The organism is Klebsiella sp. LTGPAF-6F, assembly GCF_001753185.1.
In the GTDB taxonomy this organism is placed as follows: domain Bacteria; phylum Pseudomonadota; class Gammaproteobacteria; order Enterobacterales; family Enterobacteriaceae; genus Klebsiella; species Klebsiella michiganensis.
In genome coordinates, this window is record NZ_CP017450.1 from 1,535,029 (window position 1) to 1,557,826 (window position 22,798).

General features: G+C 53.3%; 21 protein-coding genes. 11 read left to right on the forward strand and 10 right to left on the reverse strand.

Going from position 1 to position 22,798, the window contains the following annotated elements; genetic code table 11:
- Window positions 1-2: 2 nt before the first annotated feature.
- Window positions 3-1,589 carry an EAL domain-containing protein gene (locus BJF97_RS07195; protein ID WP_014228196.1) on the reverse strand — a complete coding sequence of 529 codons (1,587 nt, stop codon included), beginning with the start codon at window positions 1,587-1,589 and terminating at the stop codon, window positions 3-5.
- A gap of 243 nt (window positions 1,590-1,832) precedes the next feature.
- Window positions 1,833-2,942: an ABC transporter ATP-binding protein gene (locus BJF97_RS07200; protein WP_004848307.1), complete on the reverse strand. Its 1,110-nt coding sequence runs from the start codon at window positions 2,940-2,942 to the stop codon at window positions 1,833-1,835.
- Window positions 2,943-3,295: 353 nt separating this feature from the next.
- Between BJF97_RS07200 and BJF97_RS07205 the strand changes: the two genes are divergently transcribed.
- The 6 genes from BJF97_RS07205 (at window position 3,296) to BJF97_RS07230 (ending at window position 10,430) form a co-directional block, all read left to right on the forward strand.
- On the forward strand, window positions 3,296-4,528 hold the full coding sequence (locus BJF97_RS07205) for a maltodextrin ABC transporter substrate-binding protein (protein WP_014837600.1): 1,233 nt from the start codon (window positions 3,296-3,298) through the stop codon (window positions 4,526-4,528).
- Between the two features lie 56 nt (window positions 4,529-4,584).
- Complete coding sequence (locus BJF97_RS07210) at window positions 4,585-5,892, forward strand: carbohydrate ABC transporter permease (RefSeq protein WP_004848312.1); 1,308 nt, start codon at window positions 4,585-4,587, stop codon at window positions 5,890-5,892.
- Window positions 5,893-5,902: 10 nt separating this feature from the next.
- A complete protein-coding gene (locus BJF97_RS07215; RefSeq protein WP_004848313.1) occupies window positions 5,903-6,754 on the forward strand; it encodes a sugar ABC transporter permease in 852 nt (283 codons plus the stop codon).
- A gap of 4 nt (window positions 6,755-6,758) precedes the next feature.
- Window positions 6,759-7,961: a glycoside hydrolase family 53 protein gene (locus BJF97_RS07220; protein ID WP_032694156.1), complete on the forward strand. Its 1,203-nt coding sequence runs from the start codon at window positions 6,759-6,761 to the stop codon at window positions 7,959-7,961.
- A gap of 31 nt (window positions 7,962-7,992) precedes the next feature.
- A complete protein-coding gene (locus BJF97_RS07225) occupies window positions 7,993-10,050 on the forward strand; it encodes a beta-galactosidase (RefSeq protein WP_032694157.1) in 2,058 nt (685 codons plus the stop codon).
- Window positions 10,051-10,115: 65 nt separating this feature from the next.
- A complete protein-coding gene (locus BJF97_RS07230) occupies window positions 10,116-10,430 on the forward strand; it encodes a glucose PTS transporter subunit EIIB (RefSeq protein WP_014837604.1) in 315 nt (104 codons plus the stop codon).
- Between the two features lie 123 nt (window positions 10,431-10,553).
- On the opposite strand, the gene BJF97_RS07235 is transcribed toward BJF97_RS07230, so the two are convergent.
- Complete coding sequence (locus BJF97_RS07235; RefSeq protein ID WP_014228201.1) at window positions 10,554-11,825, reverse strand: maltoporin; 1,272 nt, start codon at window positions 11,823-11,825, stop codon at window positions 10,554-10,556.
- A gap of 269 nt (window positions 11,826-12,094) precedes the next feature.
- Here BJF97_RS07235 and BJF97_RS07240 point away from each other — a divergent pair, with 269 nt between their 5' ends.
- The 3 genes from BJF97_RS07240 (at window position 12,095) to ykgO (ending at window position 13,684) form a co-directional block, all read left to right on the forward strand.
- The gene (locus BJF97_RS07240) at window positions 12,095-13,168 is read left to right on the forward strand and encodes a LacI family DNA-binding transcriptional regulator (RefSeq protein WP_014837605.1); all 1,074 of its coding nucleotides are present in this window, start codon (window positions 12,095-12,097) and stop codon (window positions 13,166-13,168) included.
- A 112-nt stretch (window positions 13,169-13,280) separates the two neighbouring features.
- The gene (locus BJF97_RS07245; RefSeq protein WP_004848323.1) at window positions 13,281-13,544 is read left to right on the forward strand and encodes a type B 50S ribosomal protein L31; all 264 of its coding nucleotides are present in this window, start codon (window positions 13,281-13,283) and stop codon (window positions 13,542-13,544) included.
- The gene (gene ykgO, locus BJF97_RS07250) at window positions 13,544-13,684 is read left to right on the forward strand and encodes a type B 50S ribosomal protein L36 (protein WP_003859006.1); all 141 of its coding nucleotides are present in this window, start codon (window positions 13,544-13,546) and stop codon (window positions 13,682-13,684) included. The genes BJF97_RS07245 and ykgO overlap by 1 nt, the downstream gene beginning before the upstream one ends.
- On the opposite strand, the gene BJF97_RS07255 is transcribed toward ykgO, so the two are convergent.
- On the reverse strand, window positions 13,681-14,379 hold the full coding sequence (locus tag BJF97_RS07255; protein WP_014228203.1) for a GNAT family N-acetyltransferase: 699 nt from the start codon (window positions 14,377-14,379) through the stop codon (window positions 13,681-13,683). The genes ykgO and BJF97_RS07255 overlap by 4 nt on opposite strands.
- Window positions 14,380-14,480: 101 nt before the next feature.
- Here BJF97_RS07255 and pdxR point away from each other — a divergent pair, with 101 nt between their 5' ends.
- On the forward strand, window positions 14,481-15,935 hold the full coding sequence (gene pdxR / locus BJF97_RS07260; protein ID WP_032694158.1) for a MocR-like pyridoxine biosynthesis transcription factor PdxR: 1,455 nt from the start codon (window positions 14,481-14,483) through the stop codon (window positions 15,933-15,935).
- Here pdxR and BJF97_RS07265 read toward each other — a convergent pair.
- Window positions 15,910-16,380 (reverse strand): YlaC family protein, encoded by a 471-nt coding sequence (locus BJF97_RS07265; RefSeq protein WP_014228205.1) that lies wholly within the window; start codon window positions 16,378-16,380, stop codon window positions 15,910-15,912. The genes pdxR and BJF97_RS07265 overlap by 26 nt on opposite strands.
- Before the next feature lie 20 nt (window positions 16,381-16,400).
- On the opposite strand from BJF97_RS07265, the gene BJF97_RS35030 reads away from it, so the two are divergent.
- Window positions 16,401-16,535: a hypothetical protein gene (locus BJF97_RS35030; protein ID WP_223226764.1), complete on the forward strand. Its 135-nt coding sequence runs from the start codon at window positions 16,401-16,403 to the stop codon at window positions 16,533-16,535.
- Here the strand turns inward: BJF97_RS35030 and maa are convergent.
- The 5 genes from maa to acrA form a co-directional block, all read right to left on the reverse strand.
- Complete coding sequence (maa, locus tag BJF97_RS07270; protein WP_032694159.1) at window positions 16,507-17,073, reverse strand: maltose O-acetyltransferase; 567 nt, start codon at window positions 17,071-17,073, stop codon at window positions 16,507-16,509. The genes BJF97_RS35030 and maa overlap by 29 nt on opposite strands.
- 162 nt (window positions 17,074-17,235) lie before the next feature.
- Window positions 17,236-17,454, reverse strand: coding sequence for an HHA domain-containing protein (locus BJF97_RS07275; protein ID WP_004099646.1), 219 nt, complete (start codon window positions 17,452-17,454; stop codon window positions 17,236-17,238).
- 26 nt (window positions 17,455-17,480) lie between these two features.
- Window positions 17,481-17,855 (reverse strand): Hha toxicity modulator TomB, encoded by a 375-nt coding sequence (gene tomB / locus BJF97_RS07280; RefSeq protein WP_004129911.1) that lies wholly within the window; start codon window positions 17,853-17,855, stop codon window positions 17,481-17,483.
- Window positions 17,856-18,335: 480 nt separating this feature from the next.
- Window positions 18,336-21,482, reverse strand: coding sequence for a multidrug efflux RND transporter permease subunit AcrB (acrB, locus tag BJF97_RS07285; RefSeq protein ID WP_070082856.1), 3,147 nt, complete (start codon window positions 21,480-21,482; stop codon window positions 18,336-18,338).
- Window positions 21,483-21,504: 22 nt separating this feature from the next.
- A complete protein-coding gene (acrA, locus tag BJF97_RS07290; RefSeq protein WP_004136054.1) occupies window positions 21,505-22,698 on the reverse strand; it encodes a multidrug efflux RND transporter periplasmic adaptor subunit AcrA in 1,194 nt (397 codons plus the stop codon).
- Window positions 22,699-22,798 lie beyond the last annotated feature (100 nt).

Sequence of the window (22,798 nt, forward strand, 5' to 3'; positions counted from 1 at the left end):
GCTCAGTCATCATGTGTTCCGGACGGCGATGAATACGCCTTAAGGTTATTCTCGGCCCACAGAATAAATTTCTCTTTTGGCAGCGCCTTACTATAAAGCCAGCCCTGTGCATACAGCACGCCATGCATGCGCAGCCAGTCGCGTTGGCTTTCGGTTTCGACGCCTTCTGCGACGGTCGCCAGATTGAGCGCTTTCGCCATTTCAATGATGTGCGGCGTCAGCGATTCACACTCCAGCGTATCGACAAATGCTTTATCGATTTTTAGGGTATCAACGTCCAGCTTTTGTAAATAGCTCAGGCTGGAATAGCCGGTGCCGAAGTCATCGATGGAGATACGGTGTCCGGCCTGACGGTAGCCGGCGATGACTGGCAGAGTGGTTTGCGGGTCGACAAAACCGCGCTCGGTGATTTCCAGAATGATCTGCTGAGCGCTGATGCCCCAGCGCTGAAGCTGCTCTTGTAACAGCATCGGCAGCTTTGGCGAACGCAAATCATCAACCGACAGGTTTATCGAGATGTGTATCTCCGGGCGCTGCCGCAGCCAGGTACCGAGATCGGTAAATATTTTCCGTACAATATCTTCGGTTAAGCGGGTAATCAGCCCGGTTTGTTCGGCAAGCGGAATAAAAATATCCGGTGATAAGAAACTGCCATCGGGCTGCCTCCAGCGAGCAAGCGCCTCTGCGCCGACGATCTTTCCACTCTGCAGCGAAATAATGGGCTGGTAATAAACCTGAATGGCATGAGAATTCAGCGCGTCCAGCATCCCATTACGCGGTGAGCGCAGCCTCCGCAGCAGGCGAAGCAGCAGAAATGAGGCCAGAAGGCTGGTGAACAGACCAATCGGCAGCCACAGCATCAGCTGCTGATGTAGCTTTTTCTGCAGCGGCACCGTCGAGGACCAGGTGGCAATGGCCAGCCCCAGCTCCGGGAGACGATGAAGACGATAAACGGTGCTATCGAGGGTTAGGGTCCTGGCATACTGATGCTTAATTTTCTCCCAGACGGCAGCGTTGAGTGGTTTACTGCTAATGATGATTTGATCGCGCTGCGTGCCGAATAAGAGCGTGTGAATCTTTTCATGGCCTAATGGAATGACATCGATAAACGACACGGGATCGATCATCACCACGTGATGCTCGCTGCCCATGGCCGTCATTTTATGTTTCAGACCCAGGTCGTTAACTGAGGTAAGCCAGGTACGGTAGCCATCGGCCGTGATATGGTCGGGAGCAGGAAAGGTAACCGAAACCTGATGCTCTTCGAGGGAAGAGCACTGCGGAATACCCTCATGTAACCACAGCACTTCCTGAACGTAGCGATGGGTATAGGCGATCCGTCGCATCGTGAGCAAATGCTGCGGACTGCAGGTGGTAGCCGCATGCGCATCAGCTTCCTTCAGCGCCTCTCTTGCCTGATCGGCAACCTGCTGAACGCGGGCCAGTACGCGGACGGAAAAGTTGTCCAGTTCGCTATAAAATTGCTCTTTGGCCTGCTGCATTGCCAGCCAGATGCTCAGCGCGACCGGCAGGATAATGGCGAGTATCAATACCCCTGTAACCAGACTCACCTGATGCCGGGTCGTCATGAGTATTTCCTTATTTTATTGAGGGGTTCGATGAGTATACGCGAAAGATAAAAGAGGATTCAGCACGGGGTAGAAAAAGGCCCGAACCGCAAGATAGCAACGAATTCGGGCTAACAGTGGATGAACCGCGACGCCCAAGGCCTGGAGCGTCGCGGAGAAAAACGAGGGCTGGTATGCTGGCAATAAGCGTTGTCAGCACAGATTCATATTCTAAAGCGCAATCATGACAGTCATATGTTGCGCTTAATGGGCGTCCGGGGCAGCGATGTCAGCGCTAATCCGCTGGTCGTTTTCGTCAAAGACCATGCAGTAGCGATCGTCAAACGCGACCCTTATCTTCTGCCATGGACGGAAATGAACGTCGCCGGGCAGCAGAATTTTGACATTATCGTGGCCGTAGCACTGGCCGAACAGATAGGTGTTGTTACCCAGTCTCTCCACGACTTCACATTGAAACTCAACTACGGTACCGATATTCACATCAGTTGAGAGATGTTCAGGGCGAATACCGAGGGTAACGGCAGCGCCGGGCTGCAGCGGCGATGTGGTGATATTAAGCGTCAGATTATGATCTTGCGCCATCTTCACGCTAAGCTGGCCCGGCTGCCATGCGGTGACCGTCGCGGGCAGGAAGTTCATTTTCGGCGAACCGATAAATCCCGCAACGAACTTATTGACCGGGTTGTAATACAGCGACATCGGCGAACCCATCTGCTCAACTTTGCCGTAGTTCATCACCACGATTTTATCGGCCAGCGTCATCGCTTCAACCTGATCGTGGGTGACATAAACCATGGTGGTTTTGAGTTCATGATGCAGTTTAGCAATATGCAGGCGCATCTCAACGCGCAGCTCGGCATCCAGGTTGGAGAGGGGTTCATCAAACATAAACACCCGTGGATTACGCACGATGGCGCGACCGATCGCCACGCGCTGGCGCTGGCCGCCGGAAAGCTGCTTAGGTTTGCGATCCAGCAGATGAGAGAGCTGCAGCGTTTTCGCCACCATTTCAACCTGGCGGCGAATTTCATCTTTTGGCACTTTATTCACCTTCAGGCCATAGCCCATATTTTCCGCTACCGTCATATGCGGGTAGAGCGCATAGGACTGGAATACCATGGCGACGCCGCGATGGGCAGGAACGACATCATTCATCACCTCATCGCCAATAAGCACTTCACCTTCGCTCACCTCTTCGAGACCGGCAATCATTCGCAGTAGCGTCGATTTGCCGCAGCCTGACGGACCGACGAAAACCGCAAACTCGCCATCTTCAATATCAAGATTTACCTGATGCAGCGTCACTGTACTGCCGAACCGTTTGGTGACATTCCTCAGTCGTATATTGGACATCAACATTCCCCGGGTTAGTAGCCGTTTTTGCCGTTGGGATTTGGGCTGTGACGCATTATTTGTATAACGTGTAACAATTCAGCCTGGCGATGCTCAACGACACTAAAATCATGCAGTGACTATAACTTCCAGAGTTTTAGCGCCCTATATCGATGTTTCATTTCTGCAATCACGATCACACAACTGGCAGCTTTCAGTAGTTTTGTCAGCATTCAAAGCGTACCGTATAACAAATCAGGAATAACGGCATATTTGTTTATGAATCACCGTTTATCAGTTAACTGAAAGATTCTCGGAAGTCACATCGCCCAATAAAAACCATTAAATTGTTATACCTTCACATGAGGTTGATAATGAAAAAGAACACTCTTGCTGCACTGATCCTTACTACTCTGGCTGCCGGGCAGCTGGTTAGCCTGCAGGCGCACGCGGCCGGACAGCTCAACGTCTGGGAAGACATCAAAAAATCCGACGGCATTAAGGCCGCGGTAAGCGATTTTGAAAAGCAGTTCAACGTTAAGGTGAACGTGCAGGAAATGCCGTACGCCCAGCAGCTTGAAAAGCTGCGCCTTGATGGCCCGGCGGGCATTGGCCCGGACGTGCTGGTGATCCCTAATGACCAGCTAGGCGGTGCGGTCGTCCAGGGACTGCTGTCTCCCCTGACGCTGGACCCGGCGAAGCAGGAGGCCTTTACGCCGGCATCAATCAACGCGTTCCATATGGATAACGTGCTTTACGGCGTACCGAAAGCGGTGGAAACCCTGGTGCTGATTTACAACAAAGACCTGATCGATAAGCCGCTGGATAGCCTGCAGGACTGGTTCGACTATTCGAAGAAGCAGCGCGAAGAGGGTAAGTACGGCCTGCTGGCGAAGTTTGACCAGATCTATTACAGCTGGGGCGCTATTGGCCCAATGGGCGGCTATATCTTTGGCAAAAACGACAAAGGCGGCTTCAACCCGCAGGATGTCGGCCTGAATAAGCCAGGCGCGGTGGAAGCGGTGACTTTCCTGAAAAAATTCTACACCGACAAGGTATTCCCGGCGGGGATCCTCGGCGATAACGGGCTGAACGCCATCGACTCGCTGTTCACCGAGAAGAAAGCGGCTGCGGTGATTAACGGCCCGTGGGCCTTCCAGCCGTATGAAGCGGCAGGCATTCATTATGGCGTCGCACCTTTGCCGACGCTGCCGGATGGCAAACCGATGAGCTCCTTCCTCGGCGTGAAGGGCTATGTCGTCTCGACGTGGAGTAAAGATAAAGCGCTGGCGCAGCAGTTTATCGAGTTCATCAACCAGCCGCAGTACGTGAAAGCGCGCTATGTCGCCACCGGGGAAATCCCGCCGCTGAAGGCCATGATTGACGATCCGCTGATTAAGAATGACGAAAAGGCCAGCGCGGTGGCGGTGCAGTCAGCGCGGGCGACGGCGATGCCCGGGATCCCGGAAATGGGAGAGGTATGGGGCCCGGCGAACGCCGCGCTCGAGCTTAGCCTGACCGGTAAACAGGAGCCGAAGGCGGCGCTCGATAACGCTGAAAAGCAGATCAAGATGCAGATCGAAGCCATGCAGGCCAGCAATCAATAATTCGGTGATGTAACAGAACGGGAGGGCCGTCCTCCCGTTTTCAGAAGGAGTCGTGTGTGATTATCAATCCCAGCGAAAATATTGCCGAAGCGCGCGGCGCAGGACGCCATGCGTGGTGCGGCCTGTTGCTGGCTATCGTGCCGGGTTTTGGGCAGTTTTATCACCGCCAGTGGCTGAAGGGGATTGTCTTCCTGGTGCTGCTGAGCAGTTTTATGAGCATTTTCTATGACTTTCTCAGCGAAGGCCTGTGGGGGTTATATACCTTAGGCGAGGAAGTCCCGCGGGATAACTCTATTTTCCTGCTGGCGGAAGGGATAATCAGCGTACTGATTATCGCATTCGGTTTGTTGGTCTATTTCCTCTCGCTGCGCGATGCCTGGGTTAACGGCAAAAAGCGCGATGAAGGCATGGCGCTGAATAGCGTACGCAAGCAGTATCAGATGCTGCTCAGCGAGGGTTTCCCGTATCTGATGATCACGCCCGGCTTCATACTGCTGGTGTTTGTGGTCATCTTCCCGATCCTGTTTGGTTTTGCTATCGCCTTTACTAACTACAACCTTTATCACACGCCGCCGGCGAAGCTGGTGGATTGGGTGGGATTCAAAAACTTCATCAATATCTTCACATTATCCATCTGGCGCTCGACCTTCTTTGACGTACTGCAGTGGACGGTGGTGTGGACGCTGCTGGCGACGACCCTGCAATGTACCGTCGGCGTGCTGCTGGCGATTCTGGTCAACCAGAAAGATCTGCGCTTTAAGCCGATGATCCGCACAATTTTCATTCTGCCGTGGGCGGTGCCGGGCTTCGTGACGATTCTGGTTTTTGCCGGCATGTTCAATGATTCATTCGGGGTGATTAACAACGCCATTTTGTCCTTCTTTGGCATCACGCCGAAGGCCTGGCTGACCGACCCGTTCTGGACTAAAACGGCGCTGATCATGATGCAAACCTGGCTGGGCTTTCCGTTTGTTTTCGCCATGACCACCGGCGTCCTGCAGGCGATCCCGGACGATCTGTATGAAGCGGCCACCATGGACGGCGCCAGCGCGTTTACCCGCCTGCGGACCATTACTCTGCCGCTGGTGCTCTACTCCATTGCGCCGATCATCATCACTCAGTACACCTTCAATTTTAACAACTTCAATATCATCTACCTGTTCAATAACGGCGGACCGGCGGTAGCCGGGTCGAATGCCGGCGGTACGGATATTCTGGTGTCGTGGATCTACAAATTAACGATGTCGTCTTCGCAATACGCCATCGCGGCCACCATCACGATTCTGCTGTCGATTTTTGTCGTCGGCCTGGCGTTGTGGCAGTTCCGCGCCACGAAATCCTTCAAAAACGACGACATGGCGTAAGGGAAGCAACATGGCTAAATCACCGAGTATTAAACGCGAAAAGTGGATTCGCCTGTCTCTCACCTGGCTGGTGGTCCTCTTCGTATCGACGATCATTATATATCCGCTGGTCTGGACGGTAGGGGCGTCTCTGAACGCCGGGAACAGTCTGCTGAGTACGTCGATTATTCCTGAAAACCTGTCGTTCCAGCATTACGCGGATCTGTTTAACGGCAATGTGAATTATCTCACCTGGTACTGGAACTCGATGAAAATCAGCTTCATGACCATGGCGTTGACCTTAATCAGCGTGAGCTTCACGGCCTATGCGTTCTCCCGTTTTCGTTTCAAAGGGCGGCAGAACGGGCTGATGCTGTTTCTGCTGCTGCAGATGATCCCGCAGTTCTCGGCGCTGATTGCGATCTTTGTTCTCTCTCAGCTGCTGGGGTTGATCAATAGCCATCTGGCGCTGGTGCTGATCTACGTTGGCGGCATGATCCCGATGAATACCTGGCTCATGAAGGGGTATCTGGACGCGATCCCCAAAGATCTGGATGAATCCGCGCGGATGGATGGTGCCAGCAGCTTCCGCATCTTTATCGAAATCATTATGCCGCTGTCGAAGCCGATTCTGGCGGTGGTGGCGCTGTTTTCATTTACCGGCCCGCTGGGGGATTTCATCCTCTCCAGCACCATTTTGCGTACCCCGGATAAATACACGCTGCCGATTGGCCTGTATAACCTGGTGGCGCAGAAAATGGGCGCCAGCTACACCACCTACGCGGCGGGCGCGGTGCTGATTGCCGTCCCGGTGGCAATTCTCTATCTGGCGCTACAAAAATACTTTGTTTCCGGCCTCACCTCAGGCAGTACAAAAGGATAACCCCATGAAAAGATTAACACCCGCGTGGCTTGCTGTTTCTCTGGCATGCTGTTTTTCCGCCGGTACGCTGGCGGCAGATGCGCTGCAAACGAAGGCGTTTAGCAATATGCCCGCTGATTTTATTAAAGGCGCGGATATCTCTACGCTGCTGGATGCGGAAAAGCACGGCGCGAAGTTCTTTAACCACAACAATCAGCCGCAGGATCCGATCGCGATTCTGAAGGCCGACGGCGTGAACTATGTTCGCCTGCGCCTGTGGGTGGATCCAAAAGACGCCCAGGGTCAGCGTTACGGCGGCGGCGATAACGATCTGGCGGCGACGCTGGCGCTGGCGAAGCGCGCAAAAGCGCAGGGTATGAAGCTGCTGCTTGATTTTCACTACAGCGATTTCTGGACCGATCCGGGCAAGCAGTTCAAGCCGAAGGCCTGGGAGAAAATGGATTATCCGCAGCTGAAAACCACGATCCACGACTACACCCGCGACACGATTGCCCGCTTTAAGCAGGAGGGGGTGCTGCCGGATATGGTCCAGATCGGCAACGAGATCAACGGCGGTATGCTGTGGCCGGAGGGCAAAAGCTGGGGGCAGGGCGGCGGCGAGTTCGATCGCCTGGCGGGGCTGCTTAACGCCGCCATTGACGGCCTGAAGGAAAACCTCACCGGCGGCGAGCAGATTAAAATTATGCTTCATCTGGCCGAAGGCACGAAAAACGACACCTTCCGCTGGTGGTTTGATGAAATCAGCAAGCGCAACGTGCCTTACGACATCATTGGTCTGTCGATGTACACCTACTGGAATGGTCCGATTAGCGCGCTGAAAGCCAATATGGACGATATCAGCAAGCGCTATAACAAAGACGTGATAGTGGTGGAAGCCGCTTACGCCTATACCCTGGAAAACTGCGACAACGCCGAAAATAGTTTCCAGGCGAAAGAGGAAAAGGATGGCGGTTATCCTGCCACCGTACAGGGGCAATATAATTATATTCACGACTTAATGCAGGCCGTTGCGGACGTACCGGACCACCGCGGTAAAGGTATTTTTTATTGGGAGCCGACGTGGATTGCCGTACCGGGAAATACCTGGGCGACGCCTGCCGGAATGAAATATATCCATGATGAATGGAAAGAGGGGAATGCCCGGGAAAATCAGGCGCTGTTTGATTGCCAGGGAAAAGCATTGCCGTCGATGAAGGTATTCAATTAATTATTCAGCTTTACACTTCAGGATGTTTATTATGAAAAAATTTGCGCCTTTGAGTCCGAAGGTCAATGCGCTATTGCATGGCGCCGACTATAACCCGGAGCAGTGGGAGAACTATCCCGATATTATCGATAAAGATATTGCCATGATGCAGCAGGCAAAATGTAATGTCATGTCGGTAGGGATATTTAGCTGGGCGAAACTTGAACCTCAGGAAGGCGTATTTGAGTTTGGCTGGTTGGACAGTATCCTGGATAAACTCTATGCCGCCGGCATTCATGTCTTTCTCGCGACCCCAAGCGGCGCGCGCCCGGCCTGGATGTCGCAGAAATATCCTCAGGTCCTGCGCGTCGGTCGCGATCGGGTGCCTGCGCTGCACGGTGGACGTCATAACCACTGTATGTCGTCGCCGGTCTACCGTGATAAAACCCTGAAAATAAATTCCCTGCTGGCGGAGCGCTACTCGCAGCATCCGGCGGTGCTGGGCTGGCATATCTCCAATGAATACGGCGGAGAGTGCCACTGTAGCCTGTGCCAGGAGCGTTTCCGCGACTGGCTGAAAGCGCGCTATGAAACGCTGGATAACCTCAATCACGCCTGGTGGAGCACCTTCTGGAGCCACACCTACAGCGACTGGTCGCAGATCGAATCTCCGGCCCCGCAGGGGGAAGTCTCCATTCATGGTCTGAACCTGGACTGGCATCGCTTCAATACCGCTCAGGTGACGGACTTCTGCCGCCACGAAATTGCGCCGCTGAAAGCGGCGAATGCTGCGCTGCCGGTAACAACCAACTTTATGGAGTATTTCTACGATTACGACTACTGGCAGCTGGCGAAGGTGCTGGACTTTATCTCATGGGACAGCTACCCCATGTGGCACCGTGATAAAGATGAAACCACGCTGGCCTGCTACACCGCCATGTATCATGACATGATGCGCAGCCTGAAGGGCGGCAAACCGTTTGTATTAATGGAATCCACCCCGAGCGCCACCAACTGGCAGCCGACCAGTAAGCTAAAGAAACCGGGAATGCATATTCTCTCTTCTCTGCAGGCGGTGGCGCACGGCGCGGATTCGGTGCAGTACTTCCAGTGGCGTAAGAGCCGCGGTTCGGTTGAGAAGTTTCATGGCGCGATTATCGATCATGTCGGTCATCTGGATACGCGCGTGGGTCGTGAAGTGACGGCGCTCGGCGAGATGCTAAGCCAGCTGCCGGGCGTCGTGGGCTGCCGGACGGATGCGAAAGTGGCGATTATCTTCGACCAGCAAAACCGCTGGGCGCTGGATGATGCACAGGGGCCGCGAAATCTCGGCATGGAGTATGAAAATACCGTCAACGAACATTATCGTCCGTTCTGGGAGCAGGGGATTGCGGTTGATGTTATCGATGCTGACGTTGACCTGAGTCCTTATCAACTGGTCATTGCGCCAATGCTGTATATGGTTCGTGAGGGATTTGCCGAACGCGCCGAAGCGTTTGTGGCTAACGGTGGCCATTTAGTTACAACATACTGGACAGGCATAGTGAACGAGTCCGACCTCTGCCATCTCGGCGGTTTCCCGGGCCCGCTGCGTAAACTGCTGGGCATTTGGGCGGAAGAGATTGACTGCCTGAACGACGGCGAACGCAACCTGGTACAGGGGCTGGCGGGCAATGAAGGGGGCCTGCAGGGACCGTATCAGGTACGCCATCTGTGTGAACTGATTCATGCCGAAACGGCGCAGCCGCTGGCGACCTACCGCGATGATTTTTACGCGGGAAGACCGGCGGTTACCGTCAATCACGTGGGTAAAGGTAAGGCCTGGCACGTCGCTTCGCGCAACGATCTGGCTTTCCAGCGGGACTTCTTCACCGCCATAAGTAAAGAGCTGTCGCTGCCACGTGCGGTGGCGGCCGATTTCCCGCCGGGCGTGGTGGCGACCGCACGGACGGACGGTGAAACCACCTACGTATTCCTGCAAAACTACAGCGCGCAGCAGCAGCAGGTGACCTTACCGCAGGGCTATCAGGACAGCCTCACCGGCACGGCACTGAACGCGCCGTTAACCTTAAAAGCGTGGGATTGCCGCATCCTCAGTCGTCACGCGTAATTTTTCTCAATCCACGCCTGCTCGCAAGAGCAGGCGTTTTTTTATCTGCTTATCAGGAGTCTATTATGGTGAGTTTAAAATCCTTTCTGAATTACTTCTCCCAGTCTCGTCCGGCGGTAACGTTAAGCCCGACGGAACAACAACAGATTGAACGTTTAATTCAGGCTTTTGGCGGCGAGGCGAATATTGTCAACGTTGACGCCTGTATCACCCGCTTACGCGTCACGGTGAATAATCTGTCGATTGTTGACTCTCAGGCACTACAGCAGCAGGGAGCGCTTGGCGTTATTATCCTTGGGCAGCAGGTGCATGCTATTTTCGGTAAACAGTCGGATGCTTTGCGTCAATTACTTGACGAACACTTTGCCAGCCGTAAATAAAATAAAACGGGATAACGCAATAATGAGTTATCCCGAAAAGAAAACAAAGCATTCAATGGCAATAATGATTACCGGAGGGTAATTAACGACCTTACAGCTGGAGATAAAACAGTTAAATGACGGCTACCACCAGGCCTCGACCTGTACACCAAAGTTCCACGTATTATTGGCAGTTTGATCTTCGAACGGTTTACCGTTTTCAGAGTCATTCAGATACGAAGCGAAAATGCGCAGTTCCGGGCGAGACATAAAGTCAGGGCCATCGGCCAGGCCCAGCGCGATGGTATATTTCTCACCGGCCTGCTTATAATCAGTATTGTTCTTGTAGCTATCTTTTTGGTAAAAGCCGCCCACTTCGCCAATCAGGCGCACGTATTCGGTGAACTGATACTGCCCACGAGCCACCAGCGACAGCATGCGCGTTTTATCCGTGTAATCGGTGATGTTGTCCGCGGAGCCCCAGGTGAGAACGTGGTTAATGGAGAACTTTTCGGTAATCGGAATTAAACCGGTATTAATCACGCGGTATCCGGTGGCGTCATTGACGTAGTTCCACATGTCGTACCAGCCGCCGCCCTGGGAAACCATGTTCTGCGCCAGCCCTTTGTTGGCGTACTGCAGCACCGTTTTGTTGTAACCACCCAGCATATCCTGGCTGATTTCACCGGTCAGCATGACGCCGTTTTCAGCATCGTATAGACCACCGTAGGAGTCCTGCTTTTTAGTGGTATTCGGCATCGCGTAGTCGATACCAAATTCGGTCCACGAACCGGCCCACGGCTTCCAGCCTGCGTAGCGCAGGTCGAGGTAGTTAATGTTGACGTTGCTGTCGCCATCGACGCGGTAGTCGACGTCATTGGCATCGCCGCGGATCCAGGCAAATGAAACGGCCCCCGGGCCGAGCGTATAGTTTTCGATCCCGGCACCGGATCCGGAAATGTTCCAGTATTTGGTATCAATGATGTGGAGATCGTGGCGCTGGTAGTAGCGTTTACCGCCCCAAATGACCGCGTTCGGATCGCCGGGGACCAGCCCTTTGATTTGCAGGTTGAGCTGGCGCAGGCCGAATTGGGCATCATCATCGAGCGTGGTTTCGTTATCGTTAGAACCGTCAGAGACCATGCTGACCATGCTATCAAGATAGAAGCTCACGTCATTCTTCTTATAGACCTCTGATCCCAGCTCCAGCTCGCCGTAGGTATCGGACTCATTACCCAGACGGCCAATTTTGTTTTTTTGCCATTCGGCCTGACTACCGTCGCCAGAGACCCCAACCCCGGCGCGCATATAGCCATGAAAATCGATACCCGGAAGCGTGGCGGAAGCAGCAAACACGGATGGTGAAATCAGCGCAGCGGCCAACGCAGCGGAGAGTGTGCGCAGCGTAGTGTTCATGTCTATCCTCTTATTGTTTTGTATTACGTTCACATAACCAATGTCATAAAATGCCTAAACCAGAATTCAGGCAATTGAATGATCGCTATATTGTGATTAACTGCAAATAAATTGGCGGTTTTTGTTACGACTAGTGAGTCTATTCACAATTTGTTGTATTGTGAGCGTAATACTTTTTGTGAGGATTGTGGTTCGGGGGACGCGGCGATGAGCGTTTTTTCACATTGCCCCTGTTACAATCCAGGGATAACAACATAAGGAACCGGACTATGAAGTCTAAAAGCGCGACCTTAGAAGACGTTGCTCGCCATGCGGGCGTCTCCTATCAGACCGTGTCCAGGGTACTCAACAAATCTGCTAATGTATCCAAAGCCACACGCAGCAAGGTGGAGAAATCCATTGAGGCGCTGCGCTATGTCCCAAACCGCCTGGCACAACAGCTGGTAGGAAAGCAAAGCCGCACCGTGGGCCTGGTCACCATCTCCCTCGCATTGCACGCGCCTTCTCAGGTGGCTGCTGCGGTAAAACGCTATGCGAATGTGGAAGGCTATCAGGTGCTCATCTCTATGATTGATGAGAGCGTCAACCAAAGTATTCAAGATTCCATTAATGAACTTAAGTCTCAGCTGGTAGATAAGGTCATCATCAACGTGCCGCTGGAGACTGAACTGGCTCAAAAAATTGCCGATGATAACGATGATATCGTCTGTCTGTTTTTAGATGTTGACCCCTACAGCTCCGTGTTTAACGTTTCGTTTAACCCGGCTGACGGCACCCGGGCCAGCGTCAAATATCTCTATGAAATGGGGCATCGGGAGATCGCGCTGCTAGCTGGCCCGGAAAGCTCGGTATCGGCCAAACTGCGTCTGAAAAGCTGGATTGAGACCCTTGAGGGATATGGCCTGCAGCCGGTCACGGTGATTCGCGGTAACTGGGATGCGCAGAGCGGCTATGCCGGCGCGCTGCAAATGCTGCGGGAGACGCCAAACTTTACCGCCGTTCTGGTGGGTAACGATCAGATGGCGCTGGGCGTACTGAGCGCGTTTCACCAGCACCAGGTGCCGATTCCGGGGGAAAAATCGGTTATTGGTTATGATGACACCTATGAGAGTTCGTTCTTTTACCCGGCGCTCACCACCGTTTCGCTGGATCTTGATTTACAAGGAAAAGAGGCCGTCCGGCGCCTTCTCGATAGCGGCGATCACGAGACATCTCATACTTCCTCTATCCTTCCGGCTCGTCTGGTCGTGCGCCACTCTACCGGACCGAAAACGGAGCCGGGCAAAAACCTGCAGTCTATTGCCGAACAGCTCAGAGCGCTGGCGCATCAGCTTAATCCTTAATCCGCAACGGGCGGCCTGCGCCGCCCTTTAGCCCCTTCCATTCTCAGGGTTGATCTTTGTATTCACCCGGCGTACCATGATGTTATGTTATAACGTAATGATTGAGGTCGCTATGAAACCCAATATTCATCCGCATTATCGTACGGTGGTTTTTCACGATACCAGCGCCAACGAATACTTCAAAGTTGGATCAACGATCCGTACCGAGCGCGAAATTGAGCTGGAAGGCGAGACGTATCCCTACGTAACGCTCGATGTCTCCTCCAAATCGCATCCGTATTACACCGGCAAACAGAAGGCCTTCAACAATGAAGGCAGCACCGCGCGTTTCCGCCAGCGCTTCGGCGGTTTTATTGATGCGAAAAGGAGTAAATAATGCAGGTGCTCAACTCATTGCGTAGCGCGAAACAGCGCCACCCGGATTGCCAGATCGTCAAGCGTAAAGGGCGGCTGTACGTTATCTGCAAAAGTAATCCTCGCTTTAAGGCCGTCCAGGGGCGCAAGAAGAGACGTTAACGGAAGCTCTCCAGCGTTCGTAACTGCCGGCCGTCGGCGCTAAAGTTGTCGGCGGCCAGCCACTGCTGCATTGCCTTGTCAATATGCGGCCACTCGGAATCGATAATCGAAAACCAGTCGGTATCGCGGTTGTGGCCCTTTATCACCAGCGCCTGACGAAAACGCCCCTCATACTGAAATCCCAGCCGCAGCGCCGCCCGGCGTGAAGGCTCGTTCAAACTGTTGCATTTCCACTCGTAGCGACGATAGCCGAGCGTTGCAAAAATATAATGCATCAGCAGCCATTGGGCCTCGGTGGCCATCGCCGTCCGGCTTAGTAAAGGCGAGAAGTGAACGTGGCCGACTTCAACAACGCCATTTTTAGCATCGATTCTCATCAGCGCCAGTGAGCCAACGGGCTGGTCTGTCCGTTGATCTATCACGGCAAAGTGGATGGGATCGGCCTGCCCGGAAACGTGCTCTATCCACGCGCGGTATTCCTCTACGCTGTTATCCGGCTCACGCAGCAGCCACGTCCAGCTTCGGGTGTCCGGGGCCAGCCGATGGGCGTCAAACAGCGCACCGGCATGCGTGGAGCGCAATGGCTCAAGGCGGCAAAGGCGACCTTGCAGATTCAACCTTTCAGGATGCGGACGGGGCTGCCAGTCGGGCAGGGCTGCGCCAACGGGTTGATCGAATTGATTAAGATGGCTCATGAGGTTTTCCTTTGGCAGGTGAATGCTGCGAGATTAGGCGCTTGTTGGTTCCATAAAAAGAGCCACAGGAGTATGTTTTTAGGGTGCCACGAGGAGCGATGATGAATATTCCGGATGATGCTTTTTTTGCTTTACTGGAGCAGGCCCTGCGCGGCAGGGGAGGTGGAACCCTGCAGCGTACGCTCTATCAGACACTACGCGAGGCGATTTTACAGGGGGCGCTGGCAGGTGATAGCCGTTTACCCGGCTCGCGCGCCATGGCCCTGCGTCTGGGGCTGTCGCGCAACACCGTCAACGGCGCGCTGGAGCAGCTGGCGATAGAGGGGTATTTATTACGTAGCCGCCAGGGGACGTCCGTCGCGCCTTTAGGAACTCAGGGAGAGGGGGACGTTGAGGCGCGCCATATTGTGCTCCCTGAATACTTACAGGGATTACCGGCGGCAATCCATCGTGATTCACCCACGCTGCTCTTTACGCCGGGAATGCCTGCGGTTAACTACTTTCCGCTTTCCATCTGGCGCCGGCTCCTGGATCGCGTACTGCGTGAGGAGGGAAGCGCATTATTGGGCTACGGCGATGCGCAGGGAGAGCTCGTACTGCGAAAAGCCATTGCCCGCCACCTTGCGCTCTCGCGGGGGATCCGCTGTGAAGCCAGCCAGATTGTGATTACGGAAGGTGCGCTGGAAGGCGTCGATTTATGCACGCATTTGCTGAGCGTCGCTGGCGATACGGCATGGGTAGAAGAACCCGGCTATCCGGGAGCAAAAAGCATCTTTCTCAAATCCGGACTTCATATTGAGGGCGTGCCGGTTGATCATGAAGGGATGCGTTTTGATAGTCATAATGATAGTGAAGCGCCGCGATTGATCTTTACTTCACCTTCCCATCAATACCCCTGCGGAGCAGTGATGAGCGCCGGGAGGCGACTGGCGCTACTGGAGTATGCCCGCCGGCATGATTCATGGATTATTGAAGATGATTACGACAGCGAGTTTCGCTACAGCGGTGAGCCCATTCCGGCCATGCTGGGGATGGCCAGGCAGGCGCCGGTGGTTTATCTGGGGACATTCAGCAAAACGCTATTTCCGGCGCTGCGCATTGGCTTTATGGTGATGCCTCCCGCGCTGGCGGAGGCCGCACGTGGCGCCATTGGTTCGCTATTACGCGGCGGCCATCGGGCCGAACAGAGGGCGCTGGCGTTGTTCATTGAGGAGGGGCACTACGCACGTCATTTAGCCGCCATGCGCCGTTTATACCGCAAACGTCAGCAGCAGCTGCGGGAGATTCTGGATCAAGAGCTCAGGCATCCTTATGAACTGTTTGGCGGCGAGGGGGGCCTGCACCTGACCGTTGCTATCGACAACGTGGATGACCTGGCGATTGTGCAGCAGGCCCGGCGGTTTCAGCTGGCACCCGGGGCGTTAAGCCGTTTTTACCTCGATGTAAAAACGGCGCGAAGCGGCTTTGTTCTGGGCTACGGTAATACGTCCGCCTCGCATTTTAGGGCCGCGGTACGCACGCTGAACCGTCTTATTGCGCTGGACCGACGCGGGTAAGAGAAAATACATCGTAAAAGGAGAGTTCGCCTTTGGTGGCGATCATTTTTTGTAGCTGAGCCTTTTGTTCGCCGCCGACGCGTGGCGATTGCAGGATGCGTTCAAGCAGCTGCTCAGGGACAAATCGGGTGTTGTACCACTCACCGTTGTAGCACACGCGGAAATCAAGAACGTCAATATCTTCATAACGATAGCGCGGGTAGACGTCGAAGAAGAAGAAACCGTTTAGCAGAACAAATAACACAATTAACAGCCAGACAGAATCTACCAGCGTTTCTGAACGTAGCATCACAATAAGCGTGGCCAGGAAAGCCGCGTACATGGCGACAAAAAGCCATGGATGGTTGCGAATAAAGCTAATGCTAAAGCGCGGACGGTTGTCGCGCTTCTCTTTCACATTAAGCTCATCAATGGTGCTCTTCAGCAGCAGCTGTATTTCTGTCATCTTATCCCCCAAATTCTGCCATGAGCCCGTATCCAGGCGTGACAAACCGGGCTCAGCCTGAAGGCTATTTTATGTTGCGTAAATCCATGGGGAAAGTAACAGATTGGTTGCAGAAAAGCATAACAGTTACCGTTTTTCGCTCTCCAGCATTTTAATTATCCGTGCCGGGTTTCCGCCGACGACGGCGTTGGCCGGCACATTTTTTACTACGACGGCCCCCGACGCCACCACGGCATTATCGCCGATAGTGACGCCTGGATTAATCACTGCCCGGCCGCCAATCCACACATTATGGCCAATGATGACGGGTTTTCCGTACTCTTGACCACTATTGCGGTCGACAGGGTCAAGGGGATGCGTGGCGGTATAAATATGCACGCCCGGCGCCAGCATGCAGTTATCGCCAATGTGAATTGGACAGACGTCAAGCATGACGCAATCAAAGTTAGCGTAGAAATTTTTACCGAGGAAGATATTGTAGCCATAGTCACAGCGAAATGTGGGTTCGATGTACGCGTCACTCGCGTGCCCAAGCAGTTCAGAAAGTAATGCGTTTCTTAATTCACTTTCTTCAGGCGCCGAATGATTGTAGCGGTGCAGCAGCTGTCTGGCCCGCAGACGATCGGCTTTCAACGTGGCGTCACCTGCCAGATACAGTTCGCCGGCAATCATTTTTTGTTTCTCTTCACTCATGGAGGCTTTCCTTATTTCCTTATCGTTAGGCCGCCATAGTATAAAAAAGAAACCGGTTTCATATTCGCGTTAAGCCAACATCTGTGAGCACTGTCACACTTATTATCATCACGAGAGAGGGGCGTTTTCGGCACGAGATGTATGACTTTCATTTGAAGTAAACTAGCGGATAAATTTCCAGACTGAAGGGGGGATCTTGTCATACAGTTTATTCATCGTCAGCTCTGCAAGACGATGATCGGCCGCAGAGTAAAATACCGCCAGTTCATTATCGGAAAGTTCATATTTATTTTTTTCAATTACGCGCTCCAGCGTATCAATTGTCTGACAGCGTCGTAAACGCATCAAATAGTCTATTTTGGTTAATGTTTTATCAGACATAAATTCACCTTTTGATTGTAATAATACTAACAAGAAAGACTGGCCGGGTTTTCCCGACTGGCGTTGACAAAGCAGCGGAATAACCGATTGCCAGATTTACGCCATTTCTGCAGATCTGCGCTGTTAATGCCGTAGTTGCTGAACAAGACGAAAGTGTCATCCAGATATTCGTCAATCTGGGTAATCAGCTTATTATCCTCTGCGTACTTAATTTTATAATTAAGTGCAAACGCGGCAATGTGCTCGATCAATTCATTAAGTTGAAGATTGACAGCCGAGGTTGGATCATTAACCCAGCCGTGGTTGCTCTCTTCCAGGTTTGCAAGACAGTCATGATACAGGGTTTCGCAGAGAAATTTAAGCTGCGCAATATCATGTCTTTTTGGCGAGTATTCGTCCATAACGCATCCCCTTTTGAGTGGTTTAAACGACGATTATCGACACCGTTGTGGGATGAACACGACTAACAGACCTGACACATACATTGTAATCTTGCTGTTTAACTATAATCCACTCTTAAAAAGATTTCATCGTGCTATTACGAAAAATTACAATTATCAGCGTCCTTTTATCTTCAATGACTCGGACTTTATTATATCGTGCCGTTACCCCGATCGGAAAAAACGAATACTGACCTTATATTTCATCAGGTTAGCCGACGCGTTTAGCCGTTATAGAGAGACAACCATACACAAAATCAGTGATTAAGAATATTCTGAGTTAGGGGCGCAGGAAAGAAAATTGTGGAAAAAAAATGGAGATAAGCACCGCGACTCATCATTAAATATTATATCTCAGCTTATAAATTAGACAATAACAATCCGTGCGTTTTAACGAGGAACAAAAGAAAAGGGCCGCAAATGCGGCCCTGAGAGGAGAGATTAATGATGCTCAACCGGATGGCTGTGCTCAATATCCTCATTTTTCTTACTAAAGCGGCGGCGAACCACCACGAAGAACACCGGCACGAAGAAAATCGCCAGCACCGTCGCGGTCACCATCCCACCCATTACGCCAGTACCGACGGCGTTCTGCGCGCCGGAGCCTGCGCCGGAGCTGATAACCAGCGGCATGACCCCAAGGATGAACGCCAGCGAGGTCATCAGAATCGGACGCAGACGCATACGAACGGCTTCCAGCGTGGCTTCGATCAGGCCTTTGCCCTCTTTATCCATCAGGTCCTTGGCGAATTCAACGATAAGTATCGCGTTCTTCGCCGACAGGCCGATGGTGGTCAGCAGACCAACCTGGAAGTAGACGTCGTTGGTTAATCCACGGAAGGTAGCCGCCAGCAGCACACCCACAACCCCCAGCGGAACAACCAGCATGACCGAGAACGGAATCGACCAGCTTTCATACAGCGCCGCCAGGCACAGGAAGACGACAATCAGCGAGATAGCGTACAGCGCTGGTGCCTGGTTGCCTGACAACCGTTCCTGATAAGACATACCGGTCCAGTCATAGCCAATACCCGCAGGCAGTTTACCCGCCAGCTCTTCCATCAGGTTCATCGCTTCACCGGTACTCTTGCCCGGTGTCGCCTGGCCGAGGATTTCCATTGATGGCAAACCGTTGTAACGCTCCAGACGCGGCGAGCCGTATTCCCAGCGTGAAGTCGAGAAGGCGGAGAAGGGCACCATCTGTCCATCGCTGCCGCGTACGTACCAGTTGCCGATATCTTCCGGCAGCATACGGTATTTCGCTTCAGACATGATATACACTTTCTTCACGCGACCGCGGTCAATGAAGTCGTTGACGTAGCTACCACCCCATGCTGCGCCAAGCGTCGTGTTAATGTCGCTGATAGACACGCCGAGAGCCTGCGCTTTTTCCTGATCGATATCCACTTTGAACTGCGGAGTATCTTCCAGTCCGTTTGGACGCACGCCGGTTAAGACGTCAGGATGCTGCGCGACCATACCAAAGAGCTGGTTACGTGCCTGGGTCAGTTTTTCATGGCCCAGTCCCGCCTGGTCGATCAGTTGGAAGTCAAAGCCCGTTGCGGTACCCAGTTCAACAATTGCCGGCAGGTTAAAGGCGAAGACCATTGCGTCTTTAATCTGCGAGAAATACCCCATTGCGCGACCGGTAATCGCCTCAACTTTGTTCTCTTCGCCCGGACGCTGGCTCCAGTCCTTCAGAGAAACGAACGCGATACCGGTGTTTTGCCCACGACCCGCGAAACCAAAGCCGTTTACGGCGAATACCGATTCAACGTTGTTTTTCTCTTTGGTGAGATAGTAGTCGGTCATCTCATCCAGAACTTTCTGGGTACGCTCCTGAGTTGCGCCAGCAGGCAGCTGCGCCATGCTCAGGAAGACGCCCTGGTCTTCGTCCGGCAGGAACGAACTTGGCAGACGAACGAACAGCCAGGCCATGCCGACAACGATGATCAGGTACAGCACCAGATAACGGCCGGTACTGCGCAGGATATTGCCTACGCTATCGGTGTAGTGATGCGTGCTCTTATCGAACATGCGGTTAAACCAACCGAAGAAGCCGGTGGTGGCGCCATGACTGCCTTTCTGGATGGGTTTCAGCATCGTGGCGCAGAGCGCCGGGGTCAGAATCAGTGCCACCAGTACCGACAGCGCCATCGCGGAAACGATAGTGATCGAGAACTGACGGTAAATCGCACCGGTAGAACCGCCGAAGAAGGCCATCGGGATAAATACCGCGGAAAGCACCATCGCGATACCCACCAGCGCGCCCTGAATCTGGCCCATTGATTTACGCGTGGCTTCCTTCGGCGGTAGCCCTTCTTCGGCCATTACACGCTCGACGTTTTCTACCACCACGATGGCGTCATCCACGAGCAGGCCTATGGCGAGCACCATACCAAACATGGTGAGGGTGTTTATCGAGAAGCCGAACAGCGCGAGGATAGCGAACGTCCCCAGCAGTACAACCGGCACGGCGATAGTCGGAATCAGCGTTGCGCGGAAGTTCTGCAGGAACAGGTACATCACCAGGAACACCAGAATGATGGCTTCAACCAGCGTTTTCACCACTTCGTGAATGGAGATCTGCACGAAGGGGGTGGTGTCATACGGGTAAACAATCTTCAGGCCTGACGGGAAGAAAGGTTCCATTTTCTTCAGTTCGGCACGAATGGCGTTGGCGGTATCCAGCGCGTTCGCGCCGGTCGCGAGCTTAATACCCAGACCGGACGCGGGCTGACCGTTAAACTTCGCAACGACGTCGTAGCTTTCGCCACCCAGCTCAATCTTCGCGACATCGCGCAGACGCACCTGGGAACCATCCTGGTTAACCTTCAGCAGAATGTTGCCGAACTCTTCAGTATTGGTCAGACGGGTCTGCGCCACGATGGAGGCGTTCAGCTGCTGACCTTTCACCGGTGGAGTACCGCCTAACTGTCCTGCTGCAACCTGGGCGTTCTGCGCTTTCAGGGCGCTGATCACGTCAACCGGCGTCAGCTGGAAGTTATTAAGCTTGTTCGGATCCATCCAGATACGCATCGCGTACTGGGAACCGAACAGCTGTACGTCACCGACGCCGCTGGTACGGCTAATCGAATCCTTCATGTTGGCGGCAACATAGTCAGAAATATCATCCTGATTCATGGTGCCGTTGGTATTGATAACGCCGACAACCATCAGGAAGCTGCTGGATGCCTTTTCAACGCTAATACCCTGCTGCTGAACTTCTTGCGGCAGCAGCGGCGTTGCCAGCGCCAGCTTGTTCTGTACCTGTACCTGGGCGATATCCGGATCGGTACCGGATTCAAAGGTGAGGGTGATGGTTGCTGTACCGGTGGAGTCGCCATTTGAAGACATGTACATCAGGTGATCGATACCGTTCATGTTCTGCTCGATAACCTGGGTCACGGTGTTCTGCACGGTTTCAGCATCGGCACCGGGGTACATGGCTGTAATGGAAATTGCCGGCGGCGCAATCGTCGGATATTGCGCTATCGGCAACTTGAGGATCGATAACCCCCCAGCCAGCATGATGATAATGGCGATCACCCACGCAAATATGGGGCGATCGATAAAGAAATTAGGCATGTCTTAACGGCTCCTGTTTAAGTTAAGACTTGGGTTGTTCTGACTGAGCGTTGCCTGCGGCTTGCTGTTTATCGTCAGAAACGACTTCCTGCGCTTTAACCTGCACGCCAGGTCTGACTTTTTGCAGACCGGTGATGATGACGCGATCGCCCGTTTTCAGCCCTTCGGTGACCAGCCATTTATCACCAATAGCCTGAGTGGCGGTAATCTGGCGAACTTCGACTTTATCACCTTCGCCGACGACCATCGCGCTGGCATCGCCGCGCGGGGTGCGGGTTACGCCCTGCTGAGGAACCAGCAGCGCATCCGGGTTGACGCCTTCTTCCAGACGCGCGCGGACGAACATCCCCGGTAGCAGAGTGTGATCCGGGTTCGGGAAAATGGCGCGCAGCGTGATAGAACCAGTGGTCTGATCAACGGTGACGTCAGAAAACTCCAGCGTACCGTTCTGCGGGTATTTCAGACCGTCGTTCGTCACCAGCTCAACCTTCGCTTTACCGTTTTCCTGCTGCAGCTTGCCGTTGGCCAGCTCTTGTTTCAGACGCAGGAAATCGTTGCTCGATTGCGTCACGTCAACATAGATAGGATCCAGCTGTTGCACGGTCGCCAGGGCGGTGGTTTGGCCGTTTTGCACCAGAGCACCTTCCGTGACCGCGGATTTACCAATGCGGCCTGAGATTGGCGAGGTGACTTTGGTGTAGGCCAGATTAATGCGCGCGGTTTCAACCGCTGCTTTGGCGGCAACCACGGCGGCGTTGCTCTGTTGCGCGGTCGCGACGGCAGTATCGTAATCCTGTTGACTGATGTACTTAGTGCCTAACAGTTTCTGATAACGTTTAACCGTCAGCTGATCCATATTTGCCGCGGCCTGCGCTTTGGCTAAATCGCCTTTCGCGCTTTCATAAGTGGCCTGATAGGTCGCCGGATCGATTTGATAAAGAGACACCCCTGCCTGGATATCGCTCCCTTCGGTGAAGTTACGTTTAAGAATAATGCCACTGACCTGAGGACGAACTTCCGCAACACGATAGGCGCTGGTACGGCCTGGCAGTTCGGTAGTAATTTGTAGAGGAGCGGATTTGAGCGTCACAATACCGACTTCCGGCATTTGTTGGGCTCCTTGCTGAGCCGGTTTGTCGTCACATCCTGTTAGCGCTAAGCTGCCTGAGAGCATCAGAACGACCGCCAGAGGCGTTAACCCTCTGTTTTTGTTCATATGTAAACCTCGAGTGTCCAATTTCAAATTGTTCAGTGGCTCAATCGACCACAAACCCACTGCTGTGTTTCTATTATGGTCATGCTATGGTACATACATT